The organism is Streptomyces sp. NPDC001920, assembly GCF_053594495.1.
Map to the genome: position 1 here is coordinate 172,878 of NZ_JBSFEP010000009.1, position 13,532 is coordinate 186,409.

Consider the following 13,532-nt stretch of genomic DNA (forward strand, 5'->3'; position numbering starts at 1 on the left):
CGGGGAGTTGGCCGGACCGCCGCGCTGCGTTCACTTCGCCGCTGCGGGCACACGGGAAAGCCCGCCCCTGGTGGGGCGGGCTTTCCGGGTGCTTCGCTCGGGTGCGGGTCAGGGAGCCCTGAGGTCGACGAGTTCGGCCAGCGCCGCACGGTGGGCGCCCGCGGTGCCGTAGGCGATCGAGTCGGCCTTGGCCCGCTTCAGATACAGGTGCACCGGGTGCTCCCAGGTCATGCCGATACCCGCGTGCAGCTGCAGGGCCTCCTCGGCGGCGTGCACGGCGACGGACGCCGCGTACGCCTGGGCGACGGCGACGGCCACGTCGGCGTCCTCACCGACGGCCAGCGCGTCGGCTGCGTTACGGGCCGCCGCGCGCAGGTTGACGACCTCCAGCCACAGCTGGGCGAGGCGGTGCTTGAGAGCCTGGAAGCCGCCGACGGGACGGTTGAACTGCTTGCGGTCCTTCAGGTAGCGGACCGTCTCGGTCAACGTCCACTCGGCGATGCCGAGTTGCTCGGAGGCGAGCAGCCCGGCCCCCGCGCGCAGGGCGCGTCGTACGGCGGGTTCGGCGTCACCCAGCAGACGGCCGGGGGCGGCGTCCAGGGTGACCGTGGCCACCGGCCGGGTCTGGTCCAGGGACACCTGGGGGGTGACGGTCACGGTATCGGCGTCCACCGCGTACAGCCCGCCGTCGTCTGCGGGCACCAGCAGCGTGCCAGCGACGGCCGCGTCCGCGATGCCGGTCAACTCCCCGTGCAGGGCACCGTCTTCGTGCCGTACGACCGGGTAGGCGCCGCCGGGGCCGACGTGCAGCGCGACCGCGAGCGCGCCGATCCGCCGCCCGGACGCCAGCTCGGCCAGCAGGCCCCCTTCGGCCTCGCAGCCCAGCAGCGCCTCGGTGGCGACGACCGCGCTGGTCAGGTAGGGAACCGGGGCGACCGCCCGGCCCAACTCCTCCAGCACCACGGCGGCTTCGCGGTGCGTGGCGCCCTGGCCGCCCTTCTCCTCCGGGACCAGCAGTCCGGCCAGGCCCATGCCGTCGGCGAGCGCCTTCCAGGCCGCCAGGTCGTGCGGCGTGCCGGACTCGGTGCGGGCGATGACGCCGGGTGCGTCGCAGTGGTCGGCGAGCAGGTCCCGTACGGCGGCGCGGAGCGCCTCTTCCTCCTCCGTGTAGAGCAGGTCGGGCTGGGTGCGCTGCGTTGTCATCGGGCCAGGTCCTTCCACGCGACGTCCTTGTCGGTGCGCGGCTCGGACGGCAGGCCCAGGACGCGCTCGGCGACGATGTTCAGCAGGACCTCGCTGGTCCCGCCCTCGATGCTGTTGCCCTTGGAACGCAGGTAGCGGTAGCCGGCGTCGCGGCCGACGAAGTCCACCAGCTCGGGCCGGCGCATGGTCCAGTCGTCGTACAACAGGCCCTCCTCGCCGCGCAGTTCCACCTCCAGGCCGCTGATCTCCTGGTTGAGGCGGGCGAAGGCGAGCTTCATGCCGGCGCCCTCGGGGCCGGGCTGGCCCGCGACGAGCTGCTGGCGCAGGCGCTCTCCGGTGAGGCGGGCGACCTCGGCCTCGACCCACAGCCGGAGCAGCCGCTGGTGCAGGTCGTGGGTGCGCAGTTCGGGGCGCTCCCGCCAGGTCTTCGAGACCGGGCCGATCATGCCGCCCTCGCGGGGCAGGCGCATGCCGCCGATGGCGACCCGCTCGTTGTTCAGCGTGGTCTGCGCGACGCGCCAGCCGTCACCGACCTCGCCGAGGCGACGGGAGTCCGGGATGCGGACGTCCGTGAGGAACACCTCGTTGAACTCGGCCTCGCCGGTGATCTGGCGCAACGGCCGGACCTCGACGCCGGGGTCGGTCATGTCGCAGAGGAAGTAGGTGATGCCCGCGTGCTTGGGCACGTCCGGGTCGGTGCGCGCGATGAGGATGGCCCAGCGGGCGACGTGGGCGCTGGAGGTCCACACCTTCTGCCCGTTGACGACCCAGTCGTCGCCCTCCCTGACCGCACGGGTGCCGAGCGCCGCCAGGTCGGACCCGGCGCCGGGCTCGCTGAAGAGCTGGCACCAGACCTCCTCACCGGTCCACAGGGGCCGCAGATACCGCTGCTTCTGCTCCTCGGTGCCGTACTTGAGGATCGTCGGCGCGGCCATGCCGAGACCGATGCCGATGCGCCGGGGGTCGTTGTCGGGGGCGCCCGCGGCCTCCAGCTCGGCGTCCACGACGACCTGCAGGGAGCGCGGCACCCCGAGGCCGCCGAGGCCCTCCGGGTAGTGCACCCACGCCAGGCCCGCGTCGAAGCGGGCGCGCAGGAATTCCAGACGATCCGTGTCGGCCGGCGGGTGGGCGGCCAGCAGGTCCGCCGTACGGCGGCGCAGTTCGGCAGCGTCGGTCATGCCGCTCCTCCTTCGGTGAGCCCCGGAAGCACGACGACGCGCCCCGTGGTGATGCCGTCGGCGACCCACTGCACGGCGGCCGCGGCCCCGCCCATCGGTACGCGCTCGCTCACCAGCGGCTTGATCGCGCCCCGGGCGGCCAGCTCGGTGAGCTGCTCGTGGCAGTGCTGGATCAGCTTCGGGTTCTTGGTGTTGTACAGGCCCCAGTGCAGGCCCAGGATCGAGTAGTTCTTCACCAGGGCGTGGTTGAGCGCCGGGCTGGGGATCGAGCCGCTCGCGAAGCCGACGACCACGATCCGGCCCTCGAAGGCGACGACCTTGGCGGACTGGGCGTAGGCCTCGCCGCCGACGGGGTCGTAGACGACATCGACGCCCCGGCCGCCGGTGGCTTCCTTCACGGCAGCGACGACGTCCTGCGCGCGCCGGTCGATGACGACGTCACAGCCCAGCTCCCGGGCGACGGCAGCCTTCTCGGCTCCGCCGACGACACCGATGACGGTGGCGCCGGCGGCCTTCCCGAGCTGCACGGCCGCGCTGCCGACCCCTCCTGCGGCAGCGTGGACGAGCAGGGTCTCCCCGGCCTCCAGACGGGCCCGGCGGTGCAGGCCGAACCAGCCGGTCTGGTAGCCGATGTGCAGGGCGGCGGCCTCGGCGTCGTCCAGTGCGTCAGGCGCGGGCAGGACCGCGGCGGCGTCCGCGACGGCGTACTCGGCGAAACCGCCGTACGGCAGCGCGGGGTTGGCGAGGACGCGGCGCCCGTCCTCGGTCTCGCCGCAGATCTCCACGCCGGGCGTGAACGGCAGTGGCGGCCTGACCTGGTACAGGCCCCGGCACAGCAGTGCGTCCGGGAAGTTGATGTTCGCGGCTCGCACCTTCAGCAGGACCTGGCCGTCACCGGGCGTGGGCGGCTCCACCTGCTCGAGCCGCATCACCTCGCTCGGCTCGCCGTTCTCGTGCACTTGCCATGCCTGCATGCGGTGCCTCCACGGGGGACTGCTTCGTCTGACCGGGGTCGGTTCGCATACTAAGCGGTCGCTTGTCGATCAGGGAACAGGTAGCCGCGGAACAGTAGCGGGCATCACGACCGGCGCGGCTGCGCCCGGACGTGCATGCGCTCGCCCTGCGGGCCGAACAGGCTCAGGAACTCCGCCGGGCCCTCCCCCGTCGAGCCGAACCAGTGGGGCACCCGGGTGTCGAACTCCGCCGCCTCGCCCGCCGTGAGCACCACGTCATGCTCGCCCAGCACGATCCGCAGCCGTCCGGACAGCACGTACAGCCACTCGTAGCCCTCATGAGTGCGGGGCTCGGGCTCCTCCCTGCGCTGCGGAACCAGCACCTTGAACGCCTGGAGGCCGCCGGGCTGCCGGGTGAGCGGCCAGTAGGTGCGCCCGTGCCGCACGAGGGGCTTGGACCGCACCCGCGGGTCACCCACCGGCGGCGTCCCCACCAGTTCGTCCAGCGGCACCTGGTGGGCCTGCGCGATCGGCAGCAGCAGCTCCAGGCTGGGCTTGCGCAGACCGGACTCCAGCCGGGACAGGGTGCTCACGGAGATGCCGGTCGTCTCGGACAGCGCCGCGAGCGTCACCTCCCGCTCCTTGCGGATCCGCCGCAGTCTCGCCCCGACCTCCGCCAGCACTTCGTCGGTAGTCATGGGGCACATTGCAGAATCAGCAAAGGCGTTTGTCAATACCGCGCCCACGGAGTGACCGTGTCGGTATGACCCAGACATACGAAGTGATCGTGATCGGCGGCGGCGCCGCCGGCCTGTCCGCCGCGCTGGTCCTGGGCCGGGCCCGGCGCCGCACACTGGTCGTCGACGCCGGGGAACCGCGCAACGCTCCCGCCGCCCACATGCAGGGGTACCTCTCCCGGGACGGCATGTCCCCGGCCGAGTTCCTGGCGGCCGGCCGTGCGGAGATCGCACGGTACGGCGTGGAGCTGGTCCGGGACCGGGCGGTGGGCGTCGAGCGCGGCGAGGAGTTCACGCTGACGCTGGGGAGCGGCCGGACCGTGCGGGCCCGGCGGCTGGTCGTCGCCACCGGCCTGAAGGACGAGCTGCCGAACGTCCCCGGAGTCGCCGAGCGCTTCGGCAAGGACGCGCTGCACTGCCCGTACTGCCACGGCTGGGAGGTGCGCGACCGGGCCTTCGGCGTGCTGGCGACCTCCCCGATGAGCGTGCACCAGGCGCTGATCGTGTCCCAGTGGTCGAAGGACGTGATCCTCTTCCTGCACGAGGTCGCCGAATCGGACCTCTCGGACGACGACCTGCGCAGACTGGCCGCGGCCGGGGTGAACGTGGTCCCCGGAGAGGTGACGGAGCTCCTGACCGAGGACGACCGGATCACCGGGGTGCGGCTGGCCGACGGCACTAGGCACGCGCGCGAGGTGCTGTTCGTGGCGCCGCGCGCGGTTCCGCGGACCGGACTCCTGGAGCAGCTGGGGGCCGAGTTCCGACAGACCCCCCAGGGCGCGTACCCGGTGGTCGACCCGACCGGGCTCACCTCCGTGCCCGGCGTCTGGGCGGCCGGCAACGCCATGGGCTTCTCCGAGCAGGTGGTGAACGCGGCGGCGGGCGGGTACCGCGCGGGGGCCACCATCAACGGGGAACTGCTCATGGCCGACCTCGACGCGGCGTCGTCCGCGTAGCGCCACCGCGGTGGGGGTGTGGAGCGCCCGCCTGCGGTGCACCATGGCTGCATGCTGCTGACCCGGCTGGCCCAGGTGTCCCAGGAGGTCGCCGCGACCTCGGCCCGGTCCCGGAAGACCGCTCTGCTCGCGGAGCTGTTCCGGGAGGCCGAGGCGCACGACGTCCCGATCGTCATCCCGTATCTGGCGGGACGGCTGCCCCAGGGGCGGCTCGGCGTCGGCTGGAAGGTGCTGGGCCGCCCGGTGGCCCCCGCCGCCGAACCGACCCTCACCGTGCGCGAGGTGGACGCCCGGCTGACCGAGCTGGGCAAGGTGTCGGGCACCGGCTCGCAGGCCGAACGGGCGCGTCTCGTCGGCGAGTTGATGGGGGCGGCCACAAAGAACGAGCAGCGCTTCCTGATCGGCCTGATCACCGGAGAGGTCCGGCAGGGCGCCCTGGACGCGGTGGCGGTGGAGGGTCTGGCCCAGGCGACGCAGGCACCGCCGGCGGAGGTACGGCGGGCGGTGATGCTCGCCGGGTCGCTCCAGACGGTGGCCGAGGCCCTCCTCGCCGAGGGGCCCGCCGCCCTCACCCGCTTCCGGCTCACCGTCGGCCGCCCGGTCCTGCCGATGCTGGCGCACTCCGCGTCCTCGGTGCCGGAGGCGGTCGACAAGCTCGGCGCCTGCGCGGTCGAGGAGAAGCTGGACGGCATCCGCGTCCAGGTGCACCGGGACGGCGACTCCGTACGGGTCTACACCCGCACCCTGGACGACATCACCGACCGGCTTCCCGAACTGACGGCGACGGCACTGGAGTTGAAGGGCGAGCGGTTCATCCTGGACGGCGAGGTCATCGCCTTCGACGACGCCGGCCGCCCCCGTTCCTTCCAGGAGACCGCCGGCCGAGTCGGCTCCCGGGTGGACGTGGCGGCGGCGGCCGGTCAGGTCCCGGTATCGCCCGTGTTCTTCGACGCCCTGTCCGTCGACGACCGCGACCTGCTCGACCTGCCGTTCACACAGCGGCACGCGGAGCTGGCCCGGCTGGTCCCGGAGCCGATGCGGGTGCGCCGCGCACTGGTGTCCGGCCCCGACGACCTCCGCAAGGCCGAGGACTTCCTCACCGAGACCCTGCGACGCGGCCATGAGGGCGTCGTCGTGAAGGCCGTCGACGCCCCCTACAGCGCGGGCCGGCGCGGCGCCTCCTGGCTGAAGGTCAAGCCCGTCCACACCCTCGACCTGGTGGTGCTGGCCGCCGAATGGGGCCACGGCCGCAGGACCGGCAGACTGTCCAACCTCCACCTGGGCGCCCGTACGGCGGACGGCTCCTTCGCGATGCTCGGCAAGACCTTCAAGGGCATGACCGACGCGATGCTGACCTGGCAGACGGAGCGGCTCCAGGAGCTGGCCGTGGCGGACCGGGGGTGGGGCGTGACCGTACGCCCGGAACTCGTCGTCGAGATCGCCTACGACGGCCTTCAGCGGTCCACCCGCTACCCGGCCGGTGTCACGCTGCGCTTCGCCCGCGTGGTGCGCTACCGGGAGGACAAGCGGCCGGAGGAGGCCGACACGGTCGAGACGCTGCTCGCCGCCCACCCGGAGGTGCGGCCGTGACCCCGTCCCGCGCGCGGCGCAGCGCCGGGCTGCTGCTCTTCCGGCGCACCGCCGACGGTCTGGAGGTGCTGCTCGGCCATATGGGAGGCCCGTTCTTCGCCAGGCGGGACGCCGGGGCGTGGACGGTCCCCAAGGGCGAGTACGAACCCGACGAGCCCGCCTGGGAGGCCGCCCGCCGCGAGTTCCAGGAGGAGCTGGGACTGGTGCCGCCCGACGGGGAGGCCGTACCCCTCGGTGAGGTCCGGCAGAGCAACGGCAAGATCGTGACGGTGTGGGCCCTCGAGGCGGACCTCGATCCGGCGGCGGTCGTCCCCGGCACGTTCGTGATGGAGTGGCCGCCGCGCTCGGGGCGGACGCAGGAGTTCCCGGAGCTGGACCGTGTGGAGTGGCTCGGCCTCGACCGGGCGCGGGAGGTCGTCGTCAAGGCCCAGGCCGCGTTTCTCGACCGGCTGGCTGAGCACTCGGCCTGAGCGGCCGTACCCGCGTTGCGGTACCCACCGCCGCGCGGGAAGGTCGAATCATCAGCACGTTTCCAGGAGGTCGGTCATGCCCATCGCAACGGTGAACCCGGCGAACGGCGAGACGCTCAAGACGTACGAGGCCATGGGCGAGGAGGAGATCGAGCGCAGGCTCCAGCTCGCCGAGGCCACGTTCCGCACGTACCGCACGACGAGCTTCGCCGACCGCGCCCGACTGCTGAACCGGGCCGCGGACCTTCTGGAGGAGGACCAGCAGGACGTCGCCCGGGTGATGACCACCGAGATGGGCAAGCCCGTCAAGCAGGCCCGCGCGGAGGTCGCCAAGTGCGCCAAGGCGATGCGCTGGTACGCCGAGCGGGCCGAGGAACTGCTCGCCGACGAGGAACCGGCCGACTCCGACGTGAAGGACTCGGGCGCCTCGCGGGTACGGGTGCGCTACCGCCCCCTCGGGCCGGTCCTCGCGGTGATGCCGTGGAACTTCCCGCTCTGGCAGGTGATCCGCTTCGCGGCCCCGGCGCTGATGGCGGGCAACGTCGGCCTCCTCAAGCACGCCTCCAACGTGCCCCGGACCGCGCTCTACATCGAAGACCTCTTCCACCGCGCGGGCTACCCGGAGGGCTGCTTCCAGACCCTGCTCGTCGGCTCCGCACAGGTCGACGACATCCTGCGCGACGACCGGGTCAAGGCGGCCACCCTCACCGGCAGCGAGCCCGCGGGCCGCGCGGTCGCCGCGGCCTCCGGGGAAATGATCAAGAAGACGGTGCTGGAGCTGGGCGGCAGCGACCCGTACGTCGTGATGCCGTCGGCCGACCTCGACCGCGCCGCCGAGGTCGCGGTGACCGCGCGCGTACAGAACACCGGGCAGTCCTGCATCGCCGCCAAGCGGTTCATCGTGCACACGGACGTGTACGACGCGTTCGCCGAGCGGTTCGTCGCGGGCATGAAGGCGCTGGTGGTCGGCGACCCGATGCAGGAGGAGACGGAGGTCGGGCCGCTGTCCAGCGAGCAGGGGCGCGACGACCTGGAGGAACTGGTCGACGACGCGAAGCGCAGCGGCGCCGCCGTCCTGTGCGGCGGCCACCGGCTGCGCCGGCCCGAACTGCCGGGCTGGTACTACCCGCCCACGGTCCTCGCCGACATCACCCGTGAGATGCGCATCCACCGGGAGGAGGCGTTCGGGCCGGTCGCCACGCTGTACCGGGCGGCCGACCTCGACGAGGCGGTGCTGATCGCCAACGACTCACCGTTCGGGCTGAGTTCGAACGTGTGGACCCGGGACGAGGCCGAGGTCGACCGGTTCGTACGGGACCTGGAGGCCGGGAGCGTGTACGTCAACGGGATGACGGCCTCCCACCCGGCGTTCCCGTTCGGCGGTGTGAAGCGGTCCGGGTACGGGCGTGAGCTGTCCGGGCACGGAATCCGCGAGTTCTGCAACATCACTACGGTTTGGCACGGTGCGTGACCACCGCGCGGCTACGATCCCGGGTGTGAACCGCGAAGTTACTCTGCCGCTGATCGTCGACGACCGCGGGACCTTGCAGGTGGCCGCGGCCGATGTGAGCAAGCTCCTGCGTACGGTGGGCGGCCGGTGGCTGCACCTGGTCGAGGCCGGGGAGGACGGGCTCGACGAGGACACGGTGGCCGCGCTGACCATCGAGCTGGCCAAGCTCGCGGACCGGATCGACGTGGCGTGCATCGCGCACAGCAGCGGGACCACGCCGTAGCGCCGGGACCCGCGACGCCGGCGTGATCCGCACACCCGGCATCAGGAAGCCCGGCCCCGCAGTGTCGACCAGAACAGTTCCTCGTAGGACTGGAGCAGGCGGCCGTACCGGCCCGCGCGTGCCTCGTCGAGCCGCCCGGCGTCCCGTCCCTCCCTGACCGCCTCCGCCGCCGCCCGGTCGAGCCGCGGAGAGGGCTCCGCGAAGAAGTCGAAGAAGGCGCAGGCCTCGTCCGTGAAGCCGTAGTGACGGCGCAGCCCCTCGGCGATGGCGGCGCAATACCCGCCCCAGGCAGAGAAGTTGGCCGTCAGCGCGAGCACCGCCTCCGCCGGCGAGGCGTTCAGCGCCAGCCAGGCCACGTACGCGGGGTAGGCCTGGCAGCCGGGAAGGGGTTCGTAGGCGGCCACCTGCGCCCGAGTGACCCCGCAGGCGTCCACGAAAGCCCCGAGCCGCTCCTGGGCCAGCATCTCGCCCTCGGCCAGCAGGGTGAAGAAGGCGCCCGCCCCGGGGGCGCCGTCGGCGGCGCGCCCGGCGAGATGGAGGAACGCGCGGCGATCGGCGGGAATCACCCGGCTCTGTTCGAGGGCGAGGGCGGCGAGGGTGGCGCGGTCCGCCTCGCCGCCGGCGATCAGCTCTACGAGGGGGTTGACCGTCATCGGTGTGTCCTCCGTCGGCTCGGGCGCCGTCCCCCACGGCGCTACCGGATGGGCATACCCGACAACGTGCGGGCGATCACCAGCCGCTGGATCTCGCTCGTCCCCTCGAAGATCGTGTAGATCGCGCTGTCCCGGTGCATCCGCTCCACCGGGTACTCCCGCGTGTAGCCGTTGCCGCCGAGGATCTGTATCGCCTGGGCCGTGACCTTCTTGGCCGTCTCGCTCGCGAACAGCTTCGACATCGACCCCTCGGCCGCCGTGAACGGCTTGCCGTTGACGGCCATCCAGGACGCGCGCCACACCAGCAGCCGTGCCGCGTCGATCTGCGTCCGCATCTCGGCGAGCTGGAAGGCCACGCCCTGGTTGTCGATGATCGGGCGCCCGAACTGCTCACGCGTCATCGCGTAGTCCAGGGCGACCTCGTACGCGGCGCGGGCCGTGCCGACGGCCATCGCGCCGACGGCCGGCCGCGAGGCCTCGAACGTGGCCATCGCCGCGTTCTTCACACGCTCGCCGCCCGCCCTGGCCCGCTCCCGGGCCCGCGCGAGGCGCTCGTCCAGCTTCTCCTTGCCGCCCAGCAGGCAGGAGCCCGGCACTCGCACGTTGTCGAGGATGACCTCGGCGGTGTGCGAGGCACGGATGCCGTGCTTCTTGAACTTCTGCCCCTGGGACAGCCCCGGCGTGCCCGGCGGCACGATGAAGGACGCGTGGCCCTTGGAGCCGAGCTCCGGGTCGACGACCGCGACGACGACGTGGACGTTGGCGATGCCGCCGTTGGTCGCCCAGGTCTTGGTGCCGTTGATCACCCACTCGTCCTTGGCCTCGTCGTAGACCGCGCGGGTCCGCATCGAGGCGACGTCGGATCCGGCGTCGGGCTCGGAGGAGCAGAACGCCGCGAGCTTGACATCGTTGGCATCGCCGTACATCTGGGGCACCCAGGTGCCGATCTGCTCCTCGGTGCCGTTGGCGAGGACTCCGACGGCCGCGAGCCCGGTGCCGACGATCGACAGGGCGATGCCCGCGTCGCCCCAGAACAGCTCCTCCATCGCCATGGGGATGCCGAGGCCGGTGGAGTCGAAGTACTGCTGGGCGTAGAAGTCGAGGGAGTAGATGCCCACCTTGGCGGCCTCCTGGATGACCGGCCAGGGAGTCTCCTCACGCTCGTCCCATTCGGCGGCCGCGGGGCGGATCACATCGGCGGCGAAGCCGTGCAGCCAGTCCCGTACCTCCTTCTGTTCGTCGTTGAGCTCCATGGTGAACTCGGCCATGTCCCCTCCAGCGGCGTACGGTGACTGCGTGCATCCTTGTTACTAGCGGTAACACTAGTTTGTTACTAGCGAGTAGATAAAGTCAACCCTCGATGACGGGTCGGCATCCCGTTCGATGCGTCGGACAGTTCCAGTGCTAGTTTGCGCAGGCGTCATCGATTCACCACGGGTGGGGAGAGCTCATGGACACCACGCAGCGGACCGATCAGCAGCGGTCCGCCGACCGCCGTCGGCGCGAGCTGCTGGAGGCCGCGGACAGGGTGGTGCTGCGCGACGGCCCGCAGGCCTCGATGAACGCGATCGCGGCCGAGGCGGGCATCACGAAGCCGATCCTCTATCGGCACTTCGGCGACAAGGGCGGCCTCTACGCGGCGTTGGCCCAGAGACACACCGACGCGCTCCTCGACTCGCTCCGGGCCGCGCTGGACGCTCCCGCGGACCGGCGCGAGCGGGTCGAGGCCACGCTGGACACGTACCTCGCCGCGATCGAGGCACGGCCCCAGGTGTACCGGTTCCTGATGCATCCGGCCGAGGGGGGCCAGCCGGGAGATCCCGGGTTCGACGTCGGCAAGCACTCCGCTCCGCTGCTGCGCCGCATGGGTGAGGAACTGGCCACGGTCATCGAGGAGCGGTTGGACCTCGGACCCGGCAGCCAGCAGCTGGCTCGGGTGTGGGGACACGGGATCGTCGGGATGATGCATGCCGCCGGGGACTGGTGGCTGGGCGAACGACCCTGTACGCGGGCGGAGTTGGTACGCAGTCTGGCGGACCTGTTGTGGGGGAGGCTGGCAGCCGCGGGGGACAAGATGGGCGGCCCCGGGTTCTGAAGCGCCCTCAGGGCGCGGCACACCGCACTGCCGGCCCCGGCGGACTCACGGCCGCGGGACGCGGCGCCCCCACGGCGCTCGCGCGGCCCGCCGCAGCACCCGTCGCTTTCGCCACCCCGTGAGGTGATCGACGTAGACCCGCCCCTGCAGATGGTCGCACTCGTGCTGAAGGCACCGCGCGAAGAAGCCCGTGCCGTGGATCGTCACCTGCTCCCCCGCCGCCGTGAAACCCTCCACCACCGCGTGGTCGTACCGCTCGGTGCCCGCCTCCAGGCCCGGCAGGGACAGACAGCCCTCCGGGCCCCGGAGCACCACGCCGTCCGTCTCGACCAGGCGTGGGTTCACCACGTGCCCGAGGTGCCGCACGTCCTCGTCGTCGGGGCAGTCGTACACGAAGACCCGGAGCGACTCCCCCACCTGGTTCGCCGCGAGGCCCACCCCCTGGGCCGCGTACATCGTCGCGAACAAGTCCTCCACCAGCGTCGCCAGTTCCGGGCCGAAGTCGGTGACCTCCTTGCAGGGGGCGTGCAGCACGGGGTCGCCGAGCAGGGTGAGGGGACGGACGCGCCCGTGCGCACCCGGAATGGGACCGTTTCGCATGGCCGCAAGGGTACGGCGGTTCGGGAGTGCGAATGGATCTCGATAGGCTGACCACCACCACGTTGCCGGCAGTCGGAGGCGCGGCGCGTACGCAAGGAGGATCGAGAACTGATGTCAGGGAACTCGGACCCGCTCACGCCGCGGGCCAAGCTCGCCGTGACCGCGGGCAAGGCGGTCGCTGCGGCATCACGCGCCGCGGGGCGCGGCAGCGGTTCGGTGATCGGTGGCCGGGTGGCACTCAAGCTCGACCCCGACCTCCTCGCCAGGCTCGCGCAGAACCTGGATGTGGTCCTGGTGTCGGCCACCAACGGCAAGACCACGACCACCCGGCTGATCGCTGAGGCCCTGCGGGCCGCGGGGCCGGTCGTGTCCAACGCGCTCGGCGCCAACATGCCGGCCGGCATCACCTCGGCGCTCGCGGGCAGCTCGGACGCGCGCTACGGCGTCATCGAGGTCGACGAGAAGTACCTCGCCGGGGTCGCCCGGGACACCGACCCGAAGTGCATCGCACTGCTGAACCTCTCCCGTGACCAGCTGGACCGTGCCGCCGAGACCCGGATGCTCGCCGAGAACTGGCGCGAGGGGCTCGCGGGTTCGAAGGCCGTGATCGTCGCCAACGCCGACGACCCGCTGGTCGTGTGGGCCGCTTCCTCCTCCCCGAACGTGATCTGGGTCGCAGCCGGGCAGATGTGGAAGGACGACGCCTGGTCCTGCCCGGCGTGCGGTGGCGTGATGCAGCGGCCCGGTGACGACTGGTTCTGCGGTGAGTGCGGTTTCCGGCGTCCGACGCCGAGCTGGGCGCTGTCCGGGGACCACGTCCTCGACCCGCACGGCTCCGCCTGGCCGATCCACCTGCAGCTGCCCGGCCGTGCCAACAAGGCCAACGCCGCGTCCTCGGCCGCCGTCGCCGCCGTGTTCGGGGTGCCGCCGCAGGTCGCCGTGGAGCGCATGTACCAGGTGCAGGCCGTCGCCGGACGCTATGACGTCGTCCAGTTCGAGGGGCGGGACCTGCGGCTGCTGCTCGCCAAGAACCCGGCCGGGTGGCTGGAGACCTTCTCCCTCATCGATCCGCCGCCCACCCCGGTGATCCTGTCCGTCAACGCGCGCAGCGCCGACGGCACCGACACCTCCTGGCTGTGGGACGTCGACTACACGCGGCTGTCCGGGCACCCGATCTGCGTCATCGGCGACCGCAAGCTCGACCTCGCGGTGCGCCTGGAGGTCGCGAACCAGCAGTTCCAGGTCTGCGACAACCTCGACCAGGCCGTGCAGATGAGCCCGCCGGGACGGATCGAGGTCATCGCCAACTACACCGCGTTCCAGGACCTGCGCCGCCGCGTCGGCAACTGACCCCCAGACTTCAG

Annotated in this window: 14 protein-coding genes; 7 read left to right on the forward strand and 7 right to left on the reverse strand. The window is 72.1% G+C overall.

All coding sequences use genetic code 11. The features are described 5' to 3' along the window. Positions 1-108: 108 nt before the first annotated feature. The 4 genes from ACWCPI_RS17260 to ACWCPI_RS17275 form a co-directional block, all read right to left on the reverse strand. Positions 109-1,203: an acyl-CoA dehydrogenase family protein gene (locus tag ACWCPI_RS17260; RefSeq protein WP_451038900.1), complete on the reverse strand. Its 1,095-nt coding sequence runs from the start codon at positions 1,201-1,203 to the stop codon at positions 109-111. After that, positions 1,200-2,381, reverse strand: coding sequence for an acyl-CoA dehydrogenase family protein (locus tag ACWCPI_RS17265; protein WP_451038901.1), 1,182 nt, complete (start codon positions 2,379-2,381; stop codon positions 1,200-1,202). The genes ACWCPI_RS17260 and ACWCPI_RS17265 overlap by 4 nt, the downstream gene beginning before the upstream one ends. Continuing rightward, entirely contained in the window at positions 2,378-3,355 is a 978-nt protein-coding gene (locus ACWCPI_RS17270) for an NADPH:quinone oxidoreductase family protein (RefSeq protein WP_451038902.1), read from the reverse strand. The genes ACWCPI_RS17265 and ACWCPI_RS17270 overlap by 4 nt, the downstream gene beginning before the upstream one ends. A 104-nt stretch (positions 3,356-3,459) precedes the next feature. After that, positions 3,460-4,032 carry a helix-turn-helix domain-containing protein gene (locus ACWCPI_RS17275; protein ID WP_451038903.1) on the reverse strand — a complete coding sequence of 191 codons (573 nt, stop codon included), beginning with the start codon at positions 4,030-4,032 and terminating at the stop codon, positions 3,460-3,462. A 65-nt stretch (positions 4,033-4,097) separates the two neighbouring features. Here ACWCPI_RS17275 and ACWCPI_RS17280 point away from each other — a divergent pair, with 65 nt between their 5' ends. The 5 genes from ACWCPI_RS17280 (at position 4,098) to ACWCPI_RS17300 (ending at position 8,820) form a co-directional block, all read left to right on the forward strand. Continuing rightward, positions 4,098-5,027 (forward strand): NAD(P)/FAD-dependent oxidoreductase, encoded by a 930-nt coding sequence (locus tag ACWCPI_RS17280; protein ID WP_451038904.1) that lies wholly within the window; start codon positions 4,098-4,100, stop codon positions 5,025-5,027. Between the two features lie 51 nt (positions 5,028-5,078). Beyond that, positions 5,079-6,617, forward strand: a complete 1,539-nt coding sequence (locus tag ACWCPI_RS17285) for an ATP-dependent DNA ligase (protein ID WP_451038905.1) — start codon at positions 5,079-5,081, stop codon at positions 6,615-6,617. Then, a complete protein-coding gene (locus tag ACWCPI_RS17290) occupies positions 6,614-7,087 on the forward strand; it encodes an NUDIX domain-containing protein (protein WP_451038906.1) in 474 nt (157 codons plus the stop codon). The genes ACWCPI_RS17285 and ACWCPI_RS17290 overlap by 4 nt, the downstream gene beginning before the upstream one ends. 76 nt (positions 7,088-7,163) lie before the next feature. Further along, entirely contained in the window at positions 7,164-8,558 is a 1,395-nt protein-coding gene (locus tag ACWCPI_RS17295; protein ID WP_451038907.1) for an NADP-dependent succinic semialdehyde dehydrogenase, read from the forward strand. Between the two features lie 25 nt (positions 8,559-8,583). Continuing rightward, a complete protein-coding gene (locus ACWCPI_RS17300) occupies positions 8,584-8,820 on the forward strand; it encodes a DUF6213 family protein (RefSeq protein WP_030054037.1) in 237 nt (78 codons plus the stop codon). A gap of 41 nt (positions 8,821-8,861) precedes the next feature. Here the strand turns inward: ACWCPI_RS17300 and ACWCPI_RS17305 are convergent, their stop codons facing one another. Both ACWCPI_RS17305 and ACWCPI_RS17310 read right to left on the reverse strand, forming a co-directional pair. Next, the gene (locus tag ACWCPI_RS17305; RefSeq protein ID WP_451038908.1) at positions 8,862-9,473 is read right to left on the reverse strand and encodes a thiaminase II/PqqC family protein; all 612 of its coding nucleotides are present in this window, start codon (positions 9,471-9,473) and stop codon (positions 8,862-8,864) included. 41 nt (positions 9,474-9,514) lie between these two features. Next, a complete protein-coding gene (locus tag ACWCPI_RS17310; RefSeq protein ID WP_451038909.1) occupies positions 9,515-10,741 on the reverse strand; it encodes an acyl-CoA dehydrogenase family protein in 1,227 nt (408 codons plus the stop codon). Between the two features lie 182 nt (positions 10,742-10,923). Between ACWCPI_RS17310 and ACWCPI_RS17315 the strand changes: the two genes are divergently transcribed. Further along, complete coding sequence (locus ACWCPI_RS17315; RefSeq protein WP_451038910.1) at positions 10,924-11,568, forward strand: TetR family transcriptional regulator; 645 nt, start codon at positions 10,924-10,926, stop codon at positions 11,566-11,568. A gap of 45 nt (positions 11,569-11,613) precedes the next feature. On the opposite strand, the gene def is transcribed toward ACWCPI_RS17315, so the two are convergent. After that, positions 11,614-12,168 (reverse strand): peptide deformylase, encoded by a 555-nt coding sequence (gene def / locus ACWCPI_RS17320; RefSeq protein ID WP_451038911.1) that lies wholly within the window; start codon positions 12,166-12,168, stop codon positions 11,614-11,616. A 111-nt stretch (positions 12,169-12,279) separates the two neighbouring features. Between def and ACWCPI_RS17325 the strand changes: the two genes are divergently transcribed. Then, a complete protein-coding gene (locus tag ACWCPI_RS17325) occupies positions 12,280-13,518 on the forward strand; it encodes a MurT ligase domain-containing protein (RefSeq protein ID WP_451038912.1) in 1,239 nt (412 codons plus the stop codon). Positions 13,519-13,532 lie beyond the last annotated feature (14 nt).

Excerpts from the sequence above, each read along its gene's own strand:
- ACWCPI_RS17260 (WP_451038900.1), bottom strand. The coding sequence starts at position 1,203 with ATGACAACGCAGCGCACCCAGCCCGACCTGCTCTACACGGAGGAGGAA.
- ACWCPI_RS17265 (WP_451038901.1), bottom strand. The coding sequence starts at position 2,381 with ATGACCGACGCTGCCGAACTGCGCCGCCGTACGGCGGACCTGCTGGCC.
- ACWCPI_RS17270 (WP_451038902.1), bottom strand. The coding sequence starts at position 3,355 with ATGCAGGCATGGCAAGTGCACGAGAACGGCGAGCCGAGCGAGGTGATG.
- ACWCPI_RS17275 (WP_451038903.1), bottom strand. The coding sequence starts at position 4,032 with ATGACTACCGACGAAGTGCTGGCGGAGGTCGGGGCGAGACTGCGGCGG.
- ACWCPI_RS17280 (WP_451038904.1), top strand. The coding sequence starts at position 4,098 with ATGACCCAGACATACGAAGTGATCGTGATCGGCGGCGGCGCCGCCGGC.
- ACWCPI_RS17285 (WP_451038905.1), top strand. The coding sequence starts at position 5,079 with ATGCTGCTGACCCGGCTGGCCCAGGTGTCCCAGGAGGTCGCCGCGACC.
- ACWCPI_RS17295 (WP_451038907.1), top strand. The coding sequence starts at position 7,164 with ATGCCCATCGCAACGGTGAACCCGGCGAACGGCGAGACGCTCAAGACG.
- ACWCPI_RS17305 (WP_451038908.1), bottom strand. The coding sequence starts at position 9,473 with ATGACGGTCAACCCCCTCGTAGAGCTGATCGCCGGCGGCGAGGCGGAC.
- ACWCPI_RS17310 (WP_451038909.1), bottom strand. The coding sequence starts at position 10,741 with ATGGCCGAGTTCACCATGGAGCTCAACGACGAACAGAAGGAGGTACGG.
- ACWCPI_RS17315 (WP_451038910.1), top strand. The coding sequence starts at position 10,924 with ATGGACACCACGCAGCGGACCGATCAGCAGCGGTCCGCCGACCGCCGT.
- def (WP_451038911.1), bottom strand. The coding sequence starts at position 12,168 with ATGCGAAACGGTCCCATTCCGGGTGCGCACGGGCGCGTCCGTCCCCTC.
- ACWCPI_RS17325 (WP_451038912.1), top strand. The coding sequence starts at position 12,280 with ATGTCAGGGAACTCGGACCCGCTCACGCCGCGGGCCAAGCTCGCCGTG.